This is a genomic window from Streptosporangium sp. NPDC006013, assembly GCF_040614275.1.
Taxonomy (GTDB): domain Bacteria; phylum Actinomycetota; class Actinomycetes; order Streptosporangiales; family Streptosporangiaceae; genus Streptosporangium.
Genome location: NZ_JBEXUE010000157.1, coordinates 1 through 19,705, shown reverse-complemented (window position 1 = coordinate 19,705; position 19,705 = coordinate 1). Strand labels below are relative to the sequence as shown.

Annotated in this window: 19 protein-coding genes and 1 riboswitch; of the genes, 8 read left to right on the top strand and 11 right to left on the bottom strand. The window is 70.4% G+C overall.

From position 1 onward, the window contains the following. Positions 1 to 144: 144 nt before the first annotated feature. From ABZ260_RS23580 to ABZ260_RS23565, 4 genes are all read right to left on the bottom strand, one after another. Positions 145 to 873 carry a phosphoadenylyl-sulfate reductase gene (locus ABZ260_RS23580; RefSeq protein WP_350958080.1) on the bottom strand — a complete coding sequence of 243 codons (729 nt, stop codon included), beginning with the start codon at positions 871 to 873 and terminating at the stop codon, positions 145 to 147. Between the two features lie 130 nt (positions 874 to 1,003). Continuing rightward, positions 1,004 to 1,147 (bottom strand): Insertion element protein, encoded by a 144-nt coding sequence (locus ABZ260_RS23575; RefSeq protein ID WP_184616917.1) that lies wholly within the window; start codon positions 1,145 to 1,147, stop codon positions 1,004 to 1,006. Between the two features lie 12 nt (positions 1,148 to 1,159). After that, the gene (locus ABZ260_RS23570; RefSeq protein ID WP_350917027.1) at positions 1,160 to 2,842 is read right to left on the bottom strand and encodes a nitrite/sulfite reductase; all 1,683 of its coding nucleotides are present in this window, start codon (positions 2,840 to 2,842) and stop codon (positions 1,160 to 1,162) included. A gap of 148 nt (positions 2,843 to 2,990) precedes the next feature. Next, positions 2,991 to 3,074: a putative leader peptide gene (locus tag ABZ260_RS23565; RefSeq protein ID WP_350917820.1), complete on the bottom strand. Its 84-nt coding sequence runs from the start codon at positions 3,072 to 3,074 to the stop codon at positions 2,991 to 2,993. Between the two features lie 279 nt (positions 3,075 to 3,353). Here ABZ260_RS23565 and ABZ260_RS23560 point away from each other — a divergent pair, with 279 nt between their 5' ends. From ABZ260_RS23560 to rsgA, 5 genes are all read left to right on the top strand, one after another. Continuing rightward, on the top strand, positions 3,354 to 4,151 hold the full coding sequence (locus ABZ260_RS23560; RefSeq protein WP_355621355.1) for a TIGR03084 family metal-binding protein: 798 nt from the start codon (positions 3,354 to 3,356) through the stop codon (positions 4,149 to 4,151). 60 nt (positions 4,152 to 4,211) lie between these two features. Then, complete coding sequence (locus tag ABZ260_RS23555; protein WP_355560280.1) at positions 4,212 to 4,610, top strand: YccF domain-containing protein; 399 nt, start codon at positions 4,212 to 4,214, stop codon at positions 4,608 to 4,610. Positions 4,611 to 4,789: 179 nt separating this feature from the next. Further along, positions 4,790 to 5,701: a YihY/virulence factor BrkB family protein gene (locus tag ABZ260_RS23550; protein WP_355621352.1), complete on the top strand. Its 912-nt coding sequence runs from the start codon at positions 4,790 to 4,792 to the stop codon at positions 5,699 to 5,701. Between the two features lie 8 nt (positions 5,702 to 5,709). After that, positions 5,710 to 5,793: riboswitch (ZMP/ZTP riboswitch) on the top strand. A 32-nt stretch (positions 5,794 to 5,825) separates the two neighbouring features. Next, the gene (glyA, locus tag ABZ260_RS23545; protein WP_343967454.1) at positions 5,826 to 7,082 is read left to right on the top strand and encodes a serine hydroxymethyltransferase; all 1,257 of its coding nucleotides are present in this window, start codon (positions 5,826 to 5,828) and stop codon (positions 7,080 to 7,082) included. A gap of 334 nt (positions 7,083 to 7,416) precedes the next feature. Then, positions 7,417 to 8,535 (top strand): ribosome small subunit-dependent GTPase A, encoded by a 1,119-nt coding sequence (gene rsgA / locus ABZ260_RS23540; RefSeq protein ID WP_355621349.1) that lies wholly within the window; start codon positions 7,417 to 7,419, stop codon positions 8,533 to 8,535. A 130-nt stretch (positions 8,536 to 8,665) separates the two neighbouring features. Here rsgA and ABZ260_RS23535 read toward each other — a convergent pair whose 3' ends face one another. From ABZ260_RS23535 to ABZ260_RS23520, 4 genes are all read right to left on the bottom strand, one after another. Beyond that, positions 8,666 to 8,980, bottom strand: coding sequence for a WhiB family transcriptional regulator (locus tag ABZ260_RS23535; protein ID WP_012893126.1), 315 nt, complete (start codon positions 8,978 to 8,980; stop codon positions 8,666 to 8,668). 106 nt (positions 8,981 to 9,086) lie between these two features. Further along, positions 9,087 to 10,034: a sucrase ferredoxin gene (locus ABZ260_RS23530; RefSeq protein ID WP_355621346.1), complete on the bottom strand. Its 948-nt coding sequence runs from the start codon at positions 10,032 to 10,034 to the stop codon at positions 9,087 to 9,089. A 128-nt stretch (positions 10,035 to 10,162) separates the two neighbouring features. Next, positions 10,163 to 11,668, bottom strand: coding sequence for a glycerol-3-phosphate dehydrogenase/oxidase (locus tag ABZ260_RS23525; RefSeq protein ID WP_355621343.1), 1,506 nt, complete (start codon positions 11,666 to 11,668; stop codon positions 10,163 to 10,165). Then, entirely contained in the window at positions 11,665 to 12,231 is a 567-nt protein-coding gene (locus tag ABZ260_RS23520) for a helix-turn-helix domain-containing protein (RefSeq protein ID WP_355621340.1), read from the bottom strand. The genes ABZ260_RS23525 and ABZ260_RS23520 overlap by 4 nt, the downstream gene beginning before the upstream one ends. A 46-nt stretch (positions 12,232 to 12,277) precedes the next feature. Here ABZ260_RS23520 and ABZ260_RS23515 point away from each other — a divergent pair, with 46 nt between their 5' ends. After that, a complete protein-coding gene (locus ABZ260_RS23515) occupies positions 12,278 to 13,861 on the top strand; it encodes an FAD-binding oxidoreductase (protein ID WP_355621359.1) in 1,584 nt (527 codons plus the stop codon). Between the two features lie 75 nt (positions 13,862 to 13,936). On the opposite strand, the gene ABZ260_RS23510 is transcribed toward ABZ260_RS23515, so the two are convergent. After that, entirely contained in the window at positions 13,937 to 14,347 is a 411-nt protein-coding gene (locus ABZ260_RS23510) for a thioesterase family protein (protein WP_350916997.1), read from the bottom strand. A gap of 284 nt (positions 14,348 to 14,631) precedes the next feature. On the opposite strand from ABZ260_RS23510, the gene ABZ260_RS23505 reads away from it, so the two are divergent. After that, positions 14,632 to 16,140 (top strand): metallophosphoesterase, encoded by a 1,509-nt coding sequence (locus ABZ260_RS23505; protein WP_355621336.1) that lies wholly within the window; start codon positions 14,632 to 14,634, stop codon positions 16,138 to 16,140. 39 nt (positions 16,141 to 16,179) lie between these two features. Next, the gene (locus tag ABZ260_RS23500) at positions 16,180 to 17,775 is read left to right on the top strand and encodes a bifunctional 3'-5' exonuclease/DNA polymerase (protein WP_355621333.1); all 1,596 of its coding nucleotides are present in this window, start codon (positions 16,180 to 16,182) and stop codon (positions 17,773 to 17,775) included. A gap of 48 nt (positions 17,776 to 17,823) precedes the next feature. Here the strand turns inward: ABZ260_RS23500 and ABZ260_RS23495 are convergent, their stop codons facing one another. Continuing rightward, positions 17,824 to 19,230 carry an MFS transporter gene (locus ABZ260_RS23495; RefSeq protein ID WP_355621330.1) on the bottom strand — a complete coding sequence of 469 codons (1,407 nt, stop codon included), beginning with the start codon at positions 19,228 to 19,230 and terminating at the stop codon, positions 17,824 to 17,826. Positions 19,231 to 19,285: 55 nt separating this feature from the next. Then, the coding region (locus ABZ260_RS23490; protein WP_355621328.1) for a hypothetical protein at positions 19,286 to 19,705 on the bottom strand (420 nt) is incomplete at its 5' end.

The following is a 19,705-nucleotide window of genomic DNA, read 5'->3' as shown; positions in this document are numbered from 1 at the left end:
AGACGTACCGGGGCTGAGGACAGGCATGCTTCTTCCTTCATGTTCGGTTCATCATCGCGAGCAGCACAGGGCGCCGGCCCGCGTGGTCCCGCGCGGCCACCGCGATCAGCGGTGTCACGGAAGCGGCGCCGGGGGAGCGCCACGTCATACGTGCAGCCCGCACTCGGTCTTGCCCATGCCGGCCCAGCGACCGCTGCGCGGGTCCTCTCCCGGGGCGACCTGGCGGGTGCAGGGGGCGCAGCCGATCGAGGGGTAGTTGTCGTAGTGCAGCGGGTTGATCAGCACTCCGTTGTCGGCCATGTAGTTGTCGACGTCGTCCTGCGTCCAGCTGGCGATCGGGTTGATCTTGACCATCTGGCGCTTGGCGTCCCACTCCACGACCTTGACACCGGCGCGGGTGGCCGCCTCGTCGCGGCGGATGCCGGAGACCCAGGCGAGGTAGGGCTCCAGCGCGCGGTTGAGCGGCTCGACCTTGCGCAGGTAGCAGCAGAGGTCGGGGTTGCGTCCGAACAGGCGCGGGCCCAGGTCGCGCTCCTGCTCCGCGACGGTCCGGGACGGCTTCACGTTGATCACGTTCACGTCGTAGACCTGCTGGACCGCGTCACGGGTGCCGATCGTCTCGGCGAAGTGGTAACCGGTGTCGATGAACAGCACGTCCACGCCGGGCTTGACCCGGCTGACCAGGTCGATCAGCAGGGCGTCGGCCATGGAGGCGGTCAGGCAGAGCCGGTCGCCGAAGGTCGCCGCCGCCCAGCGGATGATCTCCAGGGCCGAGGCGTCCTCCAGGAACCGGGAGGCCGACTCGACGATGTCCTGCAGCTCGAAAGTACTCCGCTGCTGCCGTAACCCGATCTCGATGTCCACCAGTGTCATCGCTCGTTCACCCAATCCTCATTCGCCCCGCGGAGCGGTGCGCTCGTCGCGCCGGAACTCGCCGTCTGGACCGTGCGGCTCGCGAGGGCCTCGCCGGCCCTCGCGTGGACCGCGTCGGATTCGCCGCGCGTCACGAGCGCACCCCGATTCCGAGAAACTTCAACTTGAAGGCACGCGCGCACGACCGGCAGTACCAGCCGCCGTCGCCCTCGTAGGGCTCCAGGTCCTCCTCGCCGCAGTACGGGCAGTGGAAGGGGACGGCGCGCTCACTCATCCGTTCCGCCGTTCACTTCAGGTCCGCGTCGTCGGCGCGCTGCACCCAGTCGGAGAAGGTCTCGTCGTCCTTCTTCTGCTCCTCGAAGTTGCGCAGCACCCGCTCCACGTAGTCGGGAAGCTCCTCGGAGGTGGTCTTCAGGCCGCGGACCTTGCGGCCGAAGCCCGGGTTGACGCCCAGCGAGCCGCCCAGGTGCACCTGGAAGCCCTCGACCTGCTCACCCTTGTCGTTGACGACGAGCTGGCCCTTCAGGCCGATGTCGGCGACCTGGATGCGCGCGCAGGAGTTGGGGCAGCCGTTGACGTTGATGGTCAGCGGGTTCTTGAAATCGGGCAGCCGCTGCTCCAGCTCGTCGATCAGGTTGGCCGCGGTGGCCTTGGTCTCGACGATGGCCAGCTTGCAGAACTCGATCCCGGTGCACGCCATGGTCTGGCGCCGGAAGGTGGAGGGGTTGACCTGCAGGTCGCCGGCCTCCAGCTCGGCGACGAGGCTGTCGACCTGGTCGGGCGCCACGTCGAGGATGACCATCTTCTGCTCGACGGTGGTGTGCACCCGGTTGGAACCGTGCCGCTCGGCGATGTCGGCGATCAGGTGCAGCTTGTCACCGTCGAGGCGGCCGACCTTCGGTGCGAAGCCGACGTAGAAGTTGCCGTCCTTCTGCGGGAAGACGCCCACGTGGTCCCTGCGGCCGCCGCGCGGCTCCTCGGGCGCGGGGCCGTCGGGCAGGGCGTGGCCGAGGTACTCCGTCTCCAGGATCTCCCTGAACTTCTCCGCGCCCCAGTCGTTGATCAGGAACTTGATCCGGGCCCGGTGCCGCAGGCGGCGGTAGCCGTAGTCGCGGAAGATGCCGATCACGCCGCCGTAGGCGGGGGCGACCTGCTCGGGGGTGAGGAAGACCCCCAGCCGCTTGCCGAGCATCGGGTTGGTGGACAGGCCGCCGCCCACCCAGAGGTCGAAGCCCCGCTCGCCCTTGTCGTTCACGACGCCTACGAACGCCACGTCGTTGATCTCGTGCACGGTGCAGTGCGCCGGGCACCCGCTCACCGCCGACTTGAACTTGCGCGGCAGGTTGGAGAAGGCGGGATCGCCGATGTAGGTGTCGTAGATCTCCTGGATCTGTGCGGAGCCGTCGAGGACCTCGTCGGTGTCGATCCCGGCCAGTGGGCAGCCCAGGATGACGCGCGGGGTGTCGCCGCAGGCCTCCGTGGTGGACAGGCCCACCGACTCCAGGCGCTCCCAGATGTCGGGGACGGCCTCGATCTCGATCCAGTGGAGCTGGATGTTCTGCCGGTCGGTGACGTCGGCGGTGCCCCGGCCGTAGAGGTTGGAGATGTCGGCGATGACCCGCAGCTGCGCCAGGTCGAGTCGGCCGCCGTCGATCCTGACCCGGAGCATGAAGTAGCGGTCGTCGAGCTCCTCCGGCTCCAGGATCGCGGTCTTGCCGCCGTCGATCCCGGGCTTGCGCTGGGTGTAGAGACCGAACCAGCGCATCCGGCCGCGCAGGTCGGAGGGATCGATGGAGTCGAAGCCCCGCTTGGAGTAGATGTCGATGATCCGCTGACGGACGTTGAGCCCGTCATCGTTCTTCTTGTTCTCCTCGTTCTTGTTCAACGGTTCGCGGTAACCGAGAGCCCACTGACCTTCGCCACGCGGGCGCTTGTGGTGTCGGTTGACCGGCCGGGCCGGGGTCGTCATGTGCGCGTCCTTTTTGAGGCTCGATGGGATGATTTCCGGACGCGCACGGGCGGCACCTCCCGCCTCGTCGTTGAGTGCGGGGGTCGATTACTCAGAGGAGGACGCCTGTTACGCGGCCGAGCTGGGTGAAATCAGCAGAGGGCGACGGTTAACGGACGTCACAACAGATGGCACTGCGGACACGCAGAAGGTCGACGTGGCGTCGCACGACGAGCAATGGGTCCGCTGGCATGTCTCTGACGATACCTTGGTGGCACCGGATGTCCAATGTCGGGTCCACAATCTGGACGCGAGGGCGAGATCCGGGCCCGGGTCATCCCTGGCGCGGCCAGCCCATCGCCGACTCCCTGGGCCTGTCGGCGGGCTTGTGCTGGCAGTCGCACCACGAGCCCCCTCGACACTTCTCGTGCCGCCGTGCCTTGCACTCCTGGCAGATCATGCCTCCATTCTGCGCTGTTCCCTCTAGAACATTACTCGGTTACCCTGGCCTTGGCTGGAACAGGGAGGCGCCATGGGCCTGGTGGACGAGCTGCTGGCGGATCTGCACGCCGAGACGGCCGAACTCGACGCGATGATCGGAAGGCTCGGCGCAGAGGAGTGGGAGCTGGCCACCCCGGCCGAGGGCTGGATGGTGCGCGACCAGATCAGCCATCTCGCCTGGTTCGACGACGCCGCCACCGTCTCCGCCACCGACCCCGACGGGTTCCGGGCCGCCCTGCCCGCCCTCCTGGCCCGTGGCGACTCCGCGGTGGACGAGCTCGCGGTCGCCTCGCGCAGCCTGGCCGCCGGCCAGATACGCGACTGGTTCCGCGAGGCCAGGGCCCGCGGTCTGGAGGCCTTCGCCCGGCTGGACGCCGGTGCCAGGCTGCCCTGGTACGGGCCCGACATGTCGGTCGCCTCCTTCGTCACCGCGCGCCTGATGGAGACCTGGGCTCACGGGCAGGACGTGGCGGACGCGCTCGGCGTCACGCGCGCGCCGACCGCCAGGCTCAGGCACGTGGCGACGCTCGGGGTACGCGCCCTGCCGTACGGCTTCGCGGTGCGCGGCCTGGAGCCGCCGGCACAGCCGGTGCGGGTGGAGCTGACCATGCCCGACGGATCGCCGTGGGCGGCCGGCCCCCCGGGCGTCCCCGATCTGGTCCGCGGCACCATGCTCGACTTCTGCCTCCTGGTGGTCCAGCGCCGCCACCTCGCCGACACGTCCCTGCTGGTACGCGGCGAGACCGCGAGGGCCTGGACGGCGGTCGCGCAGGCCTTCGCCGGCCCCCCGGGCAAGGGAAGAGCCCCCCTAGGCCAGGGGGAGAGGTAGGGATTTTTCAGGGGAGCACCGGATAGAAGCGAGGTTGTTTCACCTGACATGCTGGTGAATATGCGGACTTTGTTGAACGTCATCTGGTTGGTCTTCGCGGGAATCTGGCTGGCGATCGGCTATGTCCTCGCGGGCATCGTCTGTTGCATTCTGATCATCACCATCCCGTTCGGCATCGCGTCGTTCCGGATCGCCGCCTACGCGCTGTGGCCCTTCGGCCGGACCGTGGTGCGCGACCCCGACGCGGGGGTGATGTCCACCATCGGCAATGTGATCTGGTTCGTCGTGGCCGGGATCTGGCTGGCGATCGGGCACCTGCTGACCTCGATCCCGCTCTTCCTGTCGATCATCGGAATCCCGCTGGGCCTCGCCAACCTCAAGCTGATCCCCGTCTCCCTGCTGCCGCTGGGCGCCCGGATCGTCGACAGCGACGACGCCCAGGCGTTCTACCACAGGTGACCCGGGCAGGCGGGTGAGATTCGATCGTTGCCCGCCTGGCTCGTGATCAAGCACGGCTAGGAATACCGTTGTGTGGCATGACGTCCACTGATGCCCCGGCCCAGCGGCCCGGGCCCAAGCGGCGCCCTTCGCGCGGGCTCGGGACATGGCTGCGCACGGGCCTCGCGTGGATTCGCGGTATGGATGTCTGGGCCCGGCTGCGGACGGCGCTCGCGTGGATTCGCGGAACCGACCTGTGGACGCTGGTCACCGCCACCACGAACGCGGGCGTCACCTACCGCGTCACCGGCCTGGCGGGGGAGGCGGCCTTCTTCGCGCTGCTGTCGCTGCCGCCGTTCATGCTCGGCCTGATCGGCGTGCTCGGCCAGCTGACCCGGGTGTTCGGCCCCGAGACGGTCAAGAACGTCAGCGACTGGATCGACCAGCAGGCCCACCTGCTCTTCACGGACAACGCCGTCGACACCGTCGTCACCCCGCTCATCGAGGACGTGTTGAAGCCCGAGAACCAGGTCTCGCTGATCTCCCTGGGCTTTCTGCTCGCGCTCTGGTCGGGCTCGCGGGCGCTGTTCGTCTACGTCGACCTGATCTCGGTCGCCTACGGCCTCGGTGAGGAGCGGGGTATCATCCGCACCCGCCTGATGTCCTTCGGGTTCTATCTCGCGGGCCTGCTGATCGGGCTGGTGGTGATGCCCGTGCTCGTTCTCGGTCCCGTCGCGCTGCGCGGCGCCCTGCCGACCGACTACGCCCCGCTGGTCGACGTCCTCTACTGGCCGGTGGTCGTCATCGGCTCGGTGATCTTCCTTACCCTGCTCTACCACGTGAGCGTGCCCGTACGCACGCGCTGGTGGCGCGAGCTGCCCGGGGCGGTGCTCGCGCTCGTCATCTGGATCGTCTGCGCCGCCGTGCTGCGCGCGGTGCTCGCCGCCTGGTTCTCCCCGGTCTCCATCTACGGCTCGCTCGCCGCGCCCATCGCCGTACTGCTCTGGCTCTACATCACCGCGCTGGCCGTGCTCATCGGGGCCACGCTCAACGCCGAGGTCGACCGGCTCTGGCCGGTCGACGGCGCAGGTCGCGCCAGCCGCATGGGTTAGTCCGCTATCGTCTATGCGGCGACTGGCGCATAGGGTGGGAGAGACCACCAGGGAGCTGAAGGGCGAGAAGGCCGAGCGCCTGGGTCTTCACGCGATGTCGACGATGACAGGGGAGTGAAGGCGCATGAGTGCTCTTTCCAGCGTGGATCCGCAGATCGCCGAGCTCATCAAGGCCGAGGAGCGGCGGCAGGCCGACACGGTCAAACTGATCGCTTCGGAGAACTACGTCTCCAAGGCCGTCCTTGAGGCCACGGGCACCGTCCTCACCAACAAGTATTCCGAGGGCTACCCCGGCAAGCGCTACTACGAGGGTCAGCAGGTCATCGACCAGATCGAGACCATCGCCATCGACAGGGCCAAGTCCCTGTTCGGGGTGAACCACGCCAACGTCCAGCCCTACTCGGGCTCGCCCGCCAACCTCGCGATCTACCTGGCCTTCCTGAAGCCGGGCGAGACCGTGATGGGCATGGGCCTGCCCTTCGGCGGCCACCTGACCCACGGCTGGTCGGTCTCGGCCACCGGCAAGTGGTTCAACCCGGTCCGCTACGGGGTTCGCAAGGACACCGGTCGCGTCGACATGGACGAGGTGCGCGAGATCGCCCTCCGTGAGCGACCCAAGGTGATCTTCTGCGGTGGTACCGCGATCCCGCGCACCATCGACTTCCCGGCCTTCGCCGAGATCGCCCGCGAGGTCGGGGCCGTGCTCGCCGCGGACATCGCGCACATCGCCGGCCTGGTGGCCGGTGGCGCCCACCCGTCCCCGGTCGGTTACGCGGACGTCATCTCCACCACCACCCACAAGACCCTGCGCGGGCCCAGGGGCGCCATGCTCATGGCCACCTCCGACGAGCACGCCACCGCCCTCAACAAGGCGGTCTTCCCCGGCCTGCAGGGCGGCCCGCACAACCACACCACCGCGGCCATCGCGGTGGCGCTGAAGGAAGCGGCGACCGACGACTTCAAGGACTACGCCCGCCAGGTCGTCCTGAACGCCAAGGCGCTGGCCGAGGAGCTCAGCGGCCGCGGCTTCGACCTGGTCTCCGGTGGCACCGACAACCACCTCATCCTGTTCGACCTGACCCCCAAGGGCATCGGTGGTAAGCCCGCCGCCCAGGCCCTGGACAAGGCGGGTCTGGAGACCAACTACAACACCGTGCCGTTCGACACGCGCAAGCCGTTCGACCCGTCGGGCATCCGCATCGGCACCGCGGGCGTGACCAGCCGCGGCATGGGCGTCGCCGAGATGCGGCAGATCGGCGCCTGGATCGACCAGGTCGTCACCGCCCTGGCCAAGGACGAGGACGAGGCCAAGCACGTCATCACCCGAGTCCACGGCGAGGTCAGGGAGCTCACCTCCCACTTCCCGGCACCCGGTCTGTGACCGAGCCCTCGCGGACGGTGCGCCGGGCACGCTCGGGGCCGTGCCGACGAGGCTGAACAGATCTTCAAGGGCCGGATCCGTCAGGGCCCCGGGACGCCACGCGTCCCGGGGCCCTGACGCGTTCCCCGGCACGGCCAAAATGGGTTTGCGCCGGGCGGGAGGGGCTGCGCTATGGTTCTCCGGAAGACGTCGTTCGAGAGACGGACGGCCGTGAGCCACGAGGAGGTGGAGATCATGCGGGTTGTTCTGATGATCATGCCATCCACCAACCTCCGGGTGCCCGCCTAGCCGATTCGTGACGGGGCACCCGACCTTCCAAAAGGGTGTACCCACGTTGTCTTCGCCAATCATCTCTTCTTCGGCCGCTCTCACCGCGCTCGGCTGGAACGACTTCTTCGCCGCCGAACTCCCCGCCGGTCTGACTCCCGCCCGGGTGTCCCGCGTCGATCGCGGTGCCGCCGAGGTGCTGTCCGCCTCCGGTCATCTCCGGGCCGACTACGGTGCCCGGGTGCGGCGCGAAGCCGCCGCCGATCCCGTGGCCCTGCCCTGTGTCGGTGACTGGGTCGGGCTCCGCCGGCTGGCCGAGGGCCGCTTCGAGTTGGAGGCGCTCCTGTCCCGGCGCACCGCGTTCGTGCGTGGCGGTGTCGGCAGGGTCTCCAGGAGCGGGCTCTCAGGTGACTCACAGGGGCAGGTGCTCGCCGCCAACGTCGATGTCGTCTTCGTCGCCGAACCCGCGCTGCACGCCACCGACACCGCGGATCTGGGCAGGATCGAGCGGCTGCTCGCGCTCGCCTGGGAGAGCGGTGGCCGTCCCGTTGTGCTCGTCACCAAGTCCGACCTGATCGGCGAGGGGCTCGACTTCCTGCTGAGGGAGGTGGCCACGGCGGCGCCGGGGGTGGATGTGCACCCGGTCTGCTCGGTCACCGGGGAGGGGGTCGGCATCGTCCGCGAATACCTTGAGGGCACGCGCACCGCGGTGGTGCTCGGTGCCTCCGGCGCGGGCAAGTCCACGCTCGTCAACGCCCTGGCCGGGGCGGGTGTCATGGAGACCCAGCAGGTCAGGGCCGGCGACGGCCGGGGGCGTCACACCACCGTGCACCGTGAGCTCATTCCGCTGGCGAAAGGCGGACTGATCATCGACACGCCCGGTATCCGCCGCATCGGCCTGTACGACATGGGCGAGGGCGTGGACATGGTCTTCTCCGACCTGGAGGAACTCGCCGAGCGCTGCAGGTTCGGCGACTGCCGCCACGACAGCGAGCCGGGCTGCGCGGTGCTCGCCGCGATCGAGGACGGCACGCTTCCCGAGCGGAGGCTGGAGAGCTGGAACAAGCTCCAGAGGGAGGCCGCGTGGATGGCCTCCAGGAGTGACGCGCGGCTCCGCAAGGAACTGCAGAGCAAGTGGAAGATCATCCACAAGGAGATGCGAAAGCCGGGCCGCAACAGGCCGTGAAACGCGGAAATGCCCGCCGTGCGGTGATCTGCTTCAGACACCGCATGTGCGGGGCCCGACACGACAACGTGTGATCTCGCAAGGGGTGCGCGAGATCACACGTGCGGGGGAAGCCGGGTGGAGGTACTGCTCAGGCGACGGCGCTGATGCCGGCGCTGGCGGCGCGGCGCATGCGACGGCGACGCTCGGAGGCGCGCTCGTCCTCGTTCAGACCGCCCCAGGTGCCGTACTTCTCCGGACGGGACAGCGCGTAGTCCAGGCACTCGGCGCGAACAGGGCACTGGGCGCAGATCGCCTTGGCCTTACGTTCGCGGATGTCACGCTCGGGCTGACGCTCACCGTCGGGACCGAAGAAGAGCACGAGGTCCTCGCCCCGGCACGCGGCGTCATCCTGCCATCCCCAGCTGGGCCGAGGCCGGGCGGTCTGCCGACGTACCTGAGACATGAGAAAACCACCTTATAGTTGAGAGGTATTTCTGGTTGATGCCGCATTTGGACGCTTGTGGCGTCCCTGGATCCAACGCCTGGATTGGCCGTGATGTTCCCTCAGGTCAGGTCAGCGCGGACGTGGCGTACAGCACAGGGGTCAGCCTGTCCAGCGCTACCAGCCGGTAGGTAGTGATCGTATCGGCGCAAGCCGTACCACATGGCGTTGTCAGCGTCATGGGTTCAACCACTACCCGAAAACGAGCGCCACTACCGCGCACAAATGCCTCGGTGACGGCGCCGTCCGACCTGGAGGATTCCACGGCCACTCCGCCAACCGAGAGTTCACCCGTATGAATGCGGATGAAATGCTCAGCGGCCTGCAGTGGCTCAGGGATGCCTGCGCGTCCCCGGAAACGGTCAAGAATGATCTCGCCGGACCGGTACGCGTCGGCTGCCGCGATCGCAGCAGCCTGAGACATGCTGCCGTAGTAAAGCCCGTGTGGCAAGCACACGAGGTTGGCGGCGTATCGATCGCCGCCAACATGTGATGTTTCCCATACTGTGTCCGGCAATGATTTCGCCAAGGACCGAGCTAGGGGTAGTCCAATGCGGGCGCAGCACGCGTTGCGCTTGGCATGCGTGCAGACCAGAAAAACCGGCTCACTCACAAGTATGCAGGACTCCGGGACCACTCCGGCCACCACGCTGTCAAGGTCAAGATCGTCTGGACCTGCGAAGACGCCTTCGGCGATCCACGGCTCGGCGGCGGTGGAGTCGGCGACCATGACGTGAATGCCGGTTTCCACGGGGTTTCTGCGACCCGGGCGGCGAATCAGCTGGGGCCGGATGCCGAGCCGCGTGGCCCGTTTGATAAGAGTGTGAACGCCCTCGGGAAGTTTGCAGTCCTCGAGGTGGGAGGCCCAGGGGCCGGAGTGCTCGATCAGCAGCCAGAAGCGGGCCCCGACGGTCGCGCTGGCGTGGACGGGCAGTTCGCCGGTATGGCAGCCCCGGGGGTGCTCGCATCCCCTGCCCGTCATGTTCGCCATGCTCGCGCCGCAGCCCGTGATCACACTCTCTCCTCGCTCTGAGTTAGGCAAGACTAACCTAACAGCCGGGCCAGGGGGGCGCAGGAGGAGAAGGATCATAGGCGGGTAAAAGCACGCCGGCGGTGTCAGTGCTGTCAGTGCTGTCAGTGCTGTCAGTGGGCCAGTGCCGCGCGCGCCAGCGGGAGGGCGGCCTCACGGTCGGCGGGGACGAGGCCGATCCTGGTCCGCCGGTCGAGGAGGTCGTCCACGTCCAGGGCACCCTCGTGCCTGACCGCCCAGACGAGCTCGGCCCCCGTGACCCCGGTCGGGCCGGCCTCGGCCAGCCAGGGCTCGCGGGCCATCAGCGCCCGCACGGCGCCCGCCTCGCTCCCGTACCGTTCCAGGAGCCGGTCCGTACCCTTGCCGCTCCAGCCGTCCGGCCGGACGGCCCCGACGAGGGGCAGGCTCGCGGTGCGGCTCCGGCCCGCCTTGAGGCCGCCGAGCGACACGGCCCGGTCGACCGCGTCCTCGGCCATCCGCCGGTATGTGGTCAGCTTGCCGCCCACCACCGTCACCATCCCGTCCGGCGTGGCCAGTAGCGCGTGCTTCCTGGACAGGTCGGCGGTGCGGCCGTCGGCGGCGAGCAGCGGCCGCAGCCCCGCGTAGGTGCCGGCGACGTCCGCACGCCGTACCGGCTCCTCAAGTACGGAGTTCAGGACGGAGAGCAGGAAGGTCACGTCCTCCTCCGGTGCCTGCGGGACATCCGGGACGGGACCGTCCACCGGCTCGTCGGTGAGGCCGACGTAGATCCGCCCGTCGGACTGGGGGAGCACCAGTGCGAACCGGTTGCTCTCGCCGGGGATCGGGATGTGCAGCCCCGCGGCCAGACCCGGCAGCGTCTCGGGTCGCAGTACCAGATGGGTGCCGCGCGAGGGGCGCATCTGGATGTCCGGGTGGAGCCCGGCGGCCCAGACCCCGGTGGCGTTGACCACCGTTCTGGCCCGGATCGTGAAGGTGTCCCCGCCGAGTTCGTCGCGGACCAGCGCGCCCTCGCCGGACACCTCCAGCGCCCGGCAGCGCGTCAGCACCCTCGCCCCCCAGCGGGCGGCGGTCCTGGCCACGGAGACCACCAGGCGGGCGTCGTCGGTCAGCCGCCCGTCCCACGACAGCAGGGCGCCGCGCAGCCCGCGCGAATCCAGCGGGGAGGCGAGGGCGAGCGCCTGCTCGGCGGAGATGCGCAGGGGGCCGGGAAGGAGGTGGCGGGGCGTGCCCGCCGCGATCCGCAGCCCCTCGCCGAGCCGGTACCCGGTCATCACCAGCGCCGCCTGGCGGCGGGAGACCGCGGGGACCAGCGGCAGTAGGTAGGGCTGCGCCCTGACCAGGTGCGGCGCGATGCGGCCGAGCAGGTGGCCACGCTCCACCGCGCTCTCGTACGCCACCCCGACCTGCCCCCTGGCCAGATAGCGGAGCCCGCCATGGATCATCTTGGAACTCCACCTGGAGGTCCCGAACGCCAGGTCGTGGGCGTCGATCGCGGCCACGGAGAGACCTCGGGAGGCCGCGTCGAGCGCCGCCCCGGCACCGGTCGCGCCCAGCCCCACCACCAGCACGTCCACCACGAGGTCGCGGACCTCGGCGAGCTCGCGGGCGCGGCGGGCGGCGTTGAGAGACGATTTCACCGTCGTAGGTACCTTTCCAGGAGCGTGGCGAGCTCGGCGTCCAGATCGTCCCTGGTGAGCGGGTTCAGCATGGTGGGGCCGGAGAGCAGGAACGACTGGGCCGTCAGCAGCACGCCCCTGGCCAGTCTCGCCGCGTCACCGGGGCGCACGGTGCCGAGACCCTGTCCTGCGACGATCGCCGACTCGACGAGGCTCAGCATGGCCTCATGGCTTGAGCCCCGGCGATCCAGCAGGTAGGGCAGGAGCAGCTCGGGGTCGACCTCGACGATCTTCCGCCAGAGCGGGTGGTCGCGCAGCGCCCGCACCACCGCCACCGCCGCGGCGACCGGGTCCTCGGTGGCGAACCGGGCGGCGACGCGCACCCACTCGCGGGTCATCAGGTCGGCGACGAGACTGCGCATGTCGGGCCAGTGGCGGTAGATCGTCATGCGGGACACCCCGGCCCGGCGGGCCACGTCGGTGAGCGTGGCTCGCCGCACCCCCACCGCGAGGACCACCTCGCGGGCGGCGTCGAGGATCTGGTCGCCGCTCTCCGCGGCCGCGTTGTGACGGATGGACGTCATATGTCACAGTGTAGGGGTGGAAAAACCGACGAGTGCCGCGGAACCCATGCTCTGGTCCGGCTGGGGGGATCCCGCCAAGGCTGCCGACCTGCCGGGACCGATTCGCAAGCTGCTCCACGAGATGCTGGGCGTGCGCCCGCCGCGGGACCGGGCCGCCGACTTCGGCGAGGTGCGCCTGCCCGCCGTGGCCCTGTCCCCGCTGGTTCTCACCGCGTTGCGCGATGTCGTCGGCGCCGACCACGTGCGCTTCGACGACGACGCCCGTCTCCGGCACACCCGCGGCAAGTCCACCCCCGACCTGCTGCGCATGCGCGCCGGAGACGGCTCCGACGCGCCCGACGCCGTGGTGCTGCCCGGCTCCCACGATGAGGTGCTGGCGGTCCTGGCGACCTGTGCCGCGCACCGGGTCGCGGTGGTCCCGTTCGGCGGCGGCACCTCTGTGGTCGGCGGCCTGGTCGCGACCAGGCAGGGCTTCGCCGGTGTCGTCGCGCTGGATCTGGCCCGGCTGAACCGGCTGGTCGCCGTCGACCGCGAGTCGATGGTCGCCGAGATGGAACCGGGGCTGCGCGCCCCGCAGGCCGAGCAGCTTCTGGCTGGGCACGGGCTCACCCTAGGACACTTCCCGCAGTCGTTCGAGTACGCCACGCTGGGCGGTTTCGCCGCCGCCCGCTCCAGCGGCCAGGCCTCGGCCGGCTACGGCCGCTTCGACGACATGGTCGTCGGCATGACCGTGGCGACCCCGCGGGGCACCCTCGACCTGGGCCGGGCGCCCGCCTCGGCCGCCGGGCCCGACCTGCGCCAGGTGATCCTCGGGTCGGAGGGGGCCTTCGGCGTGATCACCTCCCTGAGACTCCGCGTCCGGCCGGCGCCCGCCGAGCGCGTCTACGAGGGATGGCGGTTCGAGTCGTTCGCGGCGGGCTCGGCCGCGCTGCGGCGCCTGGCCCAGGAGGGCGCCCTGCCCACGGTGCTGCGCCTGTCCGACGAGACCGAGACGATGATCGGGCTGGCCAGGCCGAGCGAGATCGGCGCGCTGTCCGCCGACGCGGGCTGCCTGGCCGTCGCCGGGTACGAGGGCTTCTCGGAGGTGCCCGCCCTGCGGGAACGGGTCGCCGCCGTGGCGTCCGGGCTCGGCGGCGTCTACCTCGGCCCCGGCCCCGGCGAGTCGTGGGCCTACGGACGCTACTCCGCGCCCTACCTGCGCGACTCGCTGCTCGCCGCAGGGGCGACCGTCGAGACACTGGAGACCGCCGGATTCTGGTCCAACCTGCCCCGCCTGTACGAGGCCGTGCGGCTCTCGCTGCACGCCTCGCTCGGCTCACCGCTGGTGATGTGCCATATCTCCCACGTGTACGGCACCGGCGCCTCCCTCTACTTCACGGTCGTCACGGCGCAGACCGACGACCCCGTCGGGCAGTGGGAGACGGCCAAGCGGTCGGTCAACGAGGCGATCGTCACGGCGGGGGGCACCATCTCGCACCACCACGGCGTCGGCCGCGACCACCGGGAGGCCCACGCGGTCGAGATCGGCGATCTGGGGGTGGAGATCCTGCGCGGGATCAAGGACCGGCTCGACCCCGAGGGCATCCTCAACCCGGGCGTCCTGGTCGCCCCGGAGAAGCCCGTCTCCTGAGGCCCGTCTTTCCGGCGGGTCTCCCGGGGGCGCCTTCCGGTTTCCGATTTCCGGCTTCCGGCGGGCGAGGGGAGGTCAACCGGTGACCACCAGTTTCTCCATGGCCTCGCGGAGCGGCCCGGGGATCCCGGCGGGCCGCCGGGTCTCCCGGTCGACGAACACGTGGACGAAGTGGCCCTCGGCCACGACCGTCTCGCCGTCCTCGCGGAACAGCCCGAGCTCGTAGCGGACGCTGGAACGGCCCAGGTGCCCGATCCGCAGCCCGACCCGGACGGGTTCGGGGAAGGAGACCGACGCCTTGTAGACGCAGTGCGACTCGACGCACAGGCCGATGGCGTCGCCGTCGTGGATGTCCAGGCCCGCGCTCCTGATCAGCCAGGTGTTGATCACGGTGTCCATCATCGAGTAGTGGACGGCGTTGTTGACGTGGCCGTAGACGTCGTTGTCCTTCCACCTGGTCGGAACGGTCTCCCAGTAGGCGTACACGGTGGAACTGTATTCCAGAGATCGGCGCGGGGTGAGCCGCTCTCCCGGCGGGTCCGTGGCGGGTTCCGGTGGAAGGGGGCGAGCGGGAACCGCCGGGGAACCACGCACCTGGCCGGGGTCACGGCGAGGTGAGGGGAGCGCTCCAGGCCGCGGGACGACCTCGCGCCGGCCGCCGCCGGATTCTCTCGGACGATTTCCGGTTCAGTCGCTTCTGATGTGGATCGTCCTCCTTTATTGCCTGCGATCCGGGTGCGACTTCTTAAGATCATTGCCAAGATATGGTCATGGTCGATGTCGGACGGGCGGCGCAGCGCGGGCGTGAGGTCTCCTCCCGGGTGTCCAAGGAGGGCGCGGGCTGGTCCTGCACGCACAGGGGGACCTTCGAGGACCTGCTGCCCAGCCGGAAACCCTTCTCCTGGCTCGATGTGCGCACGGTCTGGCGCTCCAGGAACGAGGTCCTCGCGGCCCTGTTCGGAGACCCGTCGGGGCAGGTACGGGCGCGCTGGGTGGCGTCCCAGCGGGCCCGGGGTGCCGACCCCTCCTTCCGCATCCCGATGGACGTCGGTCCCGAGTTCTCCTTCCTGGTCCTCGGTGACACCGGGGAGGGCGACTCCTCGCAGTACGCCGTGGTGCCGGGCATGCTCAGGATCGGCGAGGACACCGCCTTCGCGGTCGTCGCCAGTGACGTGATCTACCCCACAGGCTCGGGGAACGAGTACGAGGACAAGTTCTTCCGCCCCTACCAGGACTACCGGGCGCCGATCTACGCGATCCCCGGCAATCACGACTGGTACGACGGGCTCGGCGGCTTCATGCGCGTCTTCTGTGACGCCCCGCCGCTGGAGGCGGAGGGCGAGGGGGGCGGGCCTTCGCCCTCCGGGCTGCGCGGCCTGCTCTGGCGCAGGCCCGAGAAGATCGACGAGGCCCGGCTGGCCAGGGCGCGCGAGCGGCGGTCAGGACCCGAGCAGCAGGCCGTGCAGCCGGCCCCCTACTGGGCGATGGAGACCCCCGGGCTGCTCATCGTCGGCGTGGACACCGGCATTCGCGGCGACATCGACTCCGAGCAGGCCGGCTGGCTGCGCGAGGTCTCCCGCGATCCCCGGCCCAAGGTGCTGATCACCGGAAAGCCCATCTACACCCGCAACGACTACAAGCCGTCGAAGCTGGCCGGGGGCGGCACCGTCGACGACATCGTCACCGACCCCGCGCACAACTACGTCGCGGCGATAGGCGGCGACGTGCACAACTACCAGCGCTTCCCGATCAAGGTCGGGGAGCGGACCATCCAGTACATCGTGGCGGGCGGCTCGGGGGCCTTCATGCACGCCACCCACACCATCCCCAGGGTCACCGTCGGCGGCCTGCACGAGGACGACTACAGGTGCTACCCGCTCCGCGGTGACTCGTTGTCGTTCTACAGCAGGCTCTACAGCGACCGGCTGCGCATGCGGTGGCTCTACCTCACGCCGGACGAGAGCGCGGCGCTGATGTCCCGGCAGATCGGCAACACCCCGGTACGGGACATCCCGGCCGTGCCGATCACCCGGCGGATGAGATGGGCGGCCCGGATCCTCGGCGGCTGGCCGATGCCGTTCCGGCTTCCGGTGGGCAGGATCTTCCACCGCTACCTGTCGGAGCTGTCGGACTGGGACACCCCGCCGTTCTTCAAGAGCTTCCTGCACGTCTCGGTGACGCCCGAGGTCTTACGGATCCGCTGCTTCGCCGCCACCGGCTGCCTGCCGCAGGAGATCGAGCCCCCGCTCGAGGACGAGATCGTCATACCGCTCGGCTGACCCGGCCGGAATGTCGTATCGGCGTGGCACTGTTGGCGTATGAACGTGTCAGTCGCGGCCGCCCCCGGCGGTGGGGGCGTTCTGCGCGTGGACGGCGAGTCCGCCGTGGCCGTCGCCGATCTGGTCTCGGCGGTCCGCGAGCTGGAGGCCCGGCAGCCACGCTGGGTCTGGGCCGACACGCGGGAGGTCTATCCCGCGCTGCTCGCCGCCGGCGTGCGGCTGGCGCGCTGCCACGACCTGGCGCTGACCGAGAGCCTGCTCCTGGCCCACGAGGGACGGTTCGGCGAGCCCCGCTCGGCCAGGGCCGCCCACGCCAGGCTGCACGGCCTCCCCGTGCCGGACGACCATCAGGGGCCCCAGGCGCGGCAGGCCACCCTTTTCGAGGAGGAGACGCCGGCCCCCGACGCGGACCTGGTCGCCGAGGTCCACGCCGACCAGCTGCGGCGCATCGAGGCCACCGCGGACCCGCGGCGGTTCCGGCTGCTGGTCGCCGCGGAGTCGGCCGGGGCGCTGATCGCCGCGGAGATGGCCGCCGAGGGCATGCCCTGGCGCGAGGACGTGCACGACGAGCTGCTGACGGACCTGCTCGGCCCGCGCCCGGTGCACGGCATGCGGCCCGCCAAGCTCCAGGCCCTGGCCGACCAGGTGGCGGCGGCCTTCGGCACCCCGTTCAACCCCGACTCCCCGCAGCAGATCGTCAGGGCGTTCAAGGCGGCGGGCGTGCCCGTCTCCTCCACCAGGGCCCATGACATCAGGCAGGTCGACCACCCCGGTGTCGCGCCCCTGCTCGCCTACAAGGAGATGGCCAGGTTCTACAGCTTCCACGGCTGGGTCTGGGCCGACCAGTGGGTCCGAGGCCACCGCTTCCGGCCCGAGTACGTGGTGGGCGGCGTGGTGACGGGCCGTTGGGCGACCAACGGCGGCGGCGCCCTGCAGATCCACAAGCTGATGCGCAAGGTCATCGTGGCCGACGACGGCTGGGCGCTGGTCGTCGCCGACGCGGCCCAGCTGGAACCGCGGGTGCTGGCCGCCATGGCCGGGGACGGCGGCCTGGCCAAGGCGGCCGGGCAGATCGACCTCTACCAGGCGCTGGCGCAGGCGTTCGGCGGCGAGCGCGACAACGCCAAGATCGCCATGCTGTCGGCGATGTACGGGGGCACCAGCGGAGACGCGCCCAAGCTGCTGGCCGTGATGCGCCAGCGCTTTCCCCGCGCCTACCAGTTCGTGGAGGACGCCGCCCGCGCGGGGGAGGAGGGCAAGGTGGTCCGTTCCTGGCTGGGCCGCACCTCGCCGCCGCCCTCGGCCGGCTGGCGAAAGCTGGTCTCGGGGCCCGAGGGAGGCCGTGCGGCCCGCGACCGCGGCCGGTTCACCAGAAACTTCGTGGTCCAGGCGACCGCGGCCGAGTGGGCGCTCGCGCTGATGGCGGTGCTGCGCGGCCTGCTGCCCGACCCGGCCAGGCTGGTGTTCTTCCAGCACGACGAGGTGATGGTGCACTGCCCGGCCGAGCAGGCCGACGAGGTCGTCGCGGCGGTCGGCAGGGCGGCGGAGGAGGCGAGCCGGCTGCTGTTCGGATCGACTCCTGTCCGTTTCCCGATGCAGGCGGTCCAGGTGCGGTGCTACGCCGACGCCAAGTGAGCTCCACCCGGCGGGCGTGAGCGGCCAGGAGCCCCGGATCCCGGCGGGTCAGTTCCTGCTCAGGACCAGCCAGGCGCCGGTGATCGTCACCATGACCCCGACGGCCACGCCGAGCGCGCCGTAGGAAAGACCGCCGACGATCACCCCGGCGGCCACGGTTCCGGTCGCGCCGCAGAGGTTCGTCAGCAGGTCCGACAGGCCCTGCACGGAGGTGCGGTGTGCCAGCGGCACCGCCTCGCTGAGCATCGCCGAGCCGGCGATCAGCCCGCAGGACCAGCCGAGGCCGAGCAGGATCAGCCCGGCGGTGATCCGCGTGACGTCGTGCGTCCCGGCCCCGCCCGCGAGGACGGCGGAGGTCAGCAGCAGGCCCATCCCCAGCACCAGCACCGGTGTCCGTCCGGCCCGGTCGGCGAGCCAGCCGACCACGGGGGACAGCACGTACATTCCCGCGATGTGCAGGCTGATCACGACACCGATGACCGTGTACGTCGAGCCGCCGTGGTCCAGGTGGACCGGGGTCATCGACATGATCGACACCATGGCGGTGTGGCTGACCGCGATCGCGGCCAGCGCGCGCCTCGCCAGGGGGGTCTCACGCAGTACCCGCCAGGCGGCGCGGAACGTGCCCCCGCCCTTCTCCGAGGCCGTGGCCGGGGCCGAGGGGGGAGTGGAGCCGGAGCCGTGCGGCGTCGTGCTCCGCTCCCCGGGGGCGGGTGACGCGGCCTCCGGGACCGTGCCGTCCAGGGCGGTGCCGCCCGGAACGGTGTCCGGGGGCAGGGATGGGGGCAGGGACGCGGAGCGGGCCAGAAGCAGGGGGTCCGGGCGCAGGGCGAGGAGGATGACGCCGAGGGTGATCGCGAAGCTCAGCAGGGCGAGGACGAACGGGCCGCTACCCGGTGCCAGGCCGAACCCGGCACTGAACCGCTCGGCGGGCTCCGCCAGGTTCGGGCCGGTGACCGCCCCGATGGTGGTGGCCCACACCACCAGCGACAGGTGCCGGGCCGAGTGCCCCGGCGCCGACAGGTCGGTCGCGGCGTAGCGGGAGGCCAGGTTGCCCGCGCTGGCCGCGCCGAACAGCACCAGCCCGGCCAGCAGCAGCGGCCACGACCCCATGGTGAGGGCGAGCAGCGAGACCAGGCAGCCGAGCAGGGCGCACCCGTAGGCCAGGGTGAGCCCGGCCCGCCGGCCACCCCGGCCGGACGATCTGGCGGTGGGCAGCGCCAGCAGCGCGGCGCCCAGCACCGTCGCGGTCCCGGCCAGCCCGCTGAGCGTCGTGGAGCCGGAGAGCTCCTTCACGGTCACCGAACTGAAGGCGAGTCCCACGGCGACGCCGATCCCGCCGCTGATCTGGGCGGCGGAGAGGACGGCGAGCGTCCGCCGCTGCACCGTGGCGATCCGCTCACCGCCGTCACTGCGGGTACCGGAGACGTCGGGGGGCGTGGTGTCGGCGGTCACGAGTGAAGTCTGTCATCACTCGTGACCGGACCGGGAAGTCGTCTCGCGGGCGGGCTCAGTCGGCGGAGGTGAAGGTGGCGAAGAAGGTGCCCAGGATCTCCGAGTTCTTCTCCCAGTCGAGATCCTGAACCCTGAACGTGATCTGGTAGGCGGTCTGGCCGTTGACGGCGACGTAGCGTGTCAGCCCGTGCATCGGGACGCCGTTGGGCTGGACGTAGGTGTACTCCCAGTCCGCGGCCTTCCACGAGCGATAGTTCACCACCGTCACGCCTACCTCGGTGTACTCGTCCAGGCCCTTCTTGCTCGCCTTGCCGAGTGCCGTCACCGGGTCCTCGACCGGTACCTCGACGACGACGATGTTCTGCCCGCCGCCCTTCGGCCCGGAGAAGGTGACGGTTCCCTTGGGGCCGGCCTTCACGGTCCAGTCGCCGGGCACCGCGCCGGAGACCCCGGCGGCGCTCGGCGTCTTGTAGCC

Excerpts from the sequence above, each read along its gene's own strand:
- ABZ260_RS23580 (WP_350958080.1), bottom strand. The coding sequence starts at position 873 with ATGACACTGGTGGACATCGAGATCGGGTTACGGCAGCAGCGGAGTACT.
- ABZ260_RS23575 (WP_184616917.1), bottom strand. The coding sequence starts at position 1,147 with ATGAGTGAGCGCGCCGTCCCCTTCCACTGCCCGTACTGCGGCGAGGAG.
- ABZ260_RS23570 (WP_350917027.1), bottom strand. The coding sequence starts at position 2,842 with ATGACGACCCCGGCCCGGCCGGTCAACCGACACCACAAGCGCCCGCGT.
- ABZ260_RS23565 (WP_350917820.1), bottom strand. The coding sequence starts at position 3,074 with ATGCCAGCGGACCCATTGCTCGTCGTGCGACGCCACGTCGACCTTCTG.
- ABZ260_RS23560 (WP_355621355.1), top strand. The coding sequence starts at position 3,354 with ATGGGCCTGGTGGACGAGCTGCTGGCGGATCTGCACGCCGAGACGGCC.
- ABZ260_RS23555 (WP_355560280.1), top strand. The coding sequence starts at position 4,212 with ATGCGGACTTTGTTGAACGTCATCTGGTTGGTCTTCGCGGGAATCTGG.
- ABZ260_RS23550 (WP_355621352.1), top strand. The coding sequence starts at position 4,790 with ATGGATGTCTGGGCCCGGCTGCGGACGGCGCTCGCGTGGATTCGCGGA.
- glyA (WP_343967454.1), top strand. The coding sequence starts at position 5,826 with ATGAGTGCTCTTTCCAGCGTGGATCCGCAGATCGCCGAGCTCATCAAG.
- ABZ260_RS23535 (WP_012893126.1), bottom strand. The coding sequence starts at position 8,980 with ATGTCTCAGGTACGTCGGCAGACCGCCCGGCCTCGGCCCAGCTGGGGA.
- ABZ260_RS23520 (WP_355621340.1), bottom strand. The coding sequence starts at position 12,231 with ATGACGTCCATCCGTCACAACGCGGCCGCGGAGAGCGGCGACCAGATC.
- ABZ260_RS23515 (WP_355621359.1), top strand. The coding sequence starts at position 12,278 with ATGCTCTGGTCCGGCTGGGGGGATCCCGCCAAGGCTGCCGACCTGCCG.
- ABZ260_RS23505 (WP_355621336.1), top strand. The coding sequence starts at position 14,632 with ATGGTCGATGTCGGACGGGCGGCGCAGCGCGGGCGTGAGGTCTCCTCC.
- ABZ260_RS23500 (WP_355621333.1), top strand. The coding sequence starts at position 16,180 with ATGAACGTGTCAGTCGCGGCCGCCCCCGGCGGTGGGGGCGTTCTGCGC.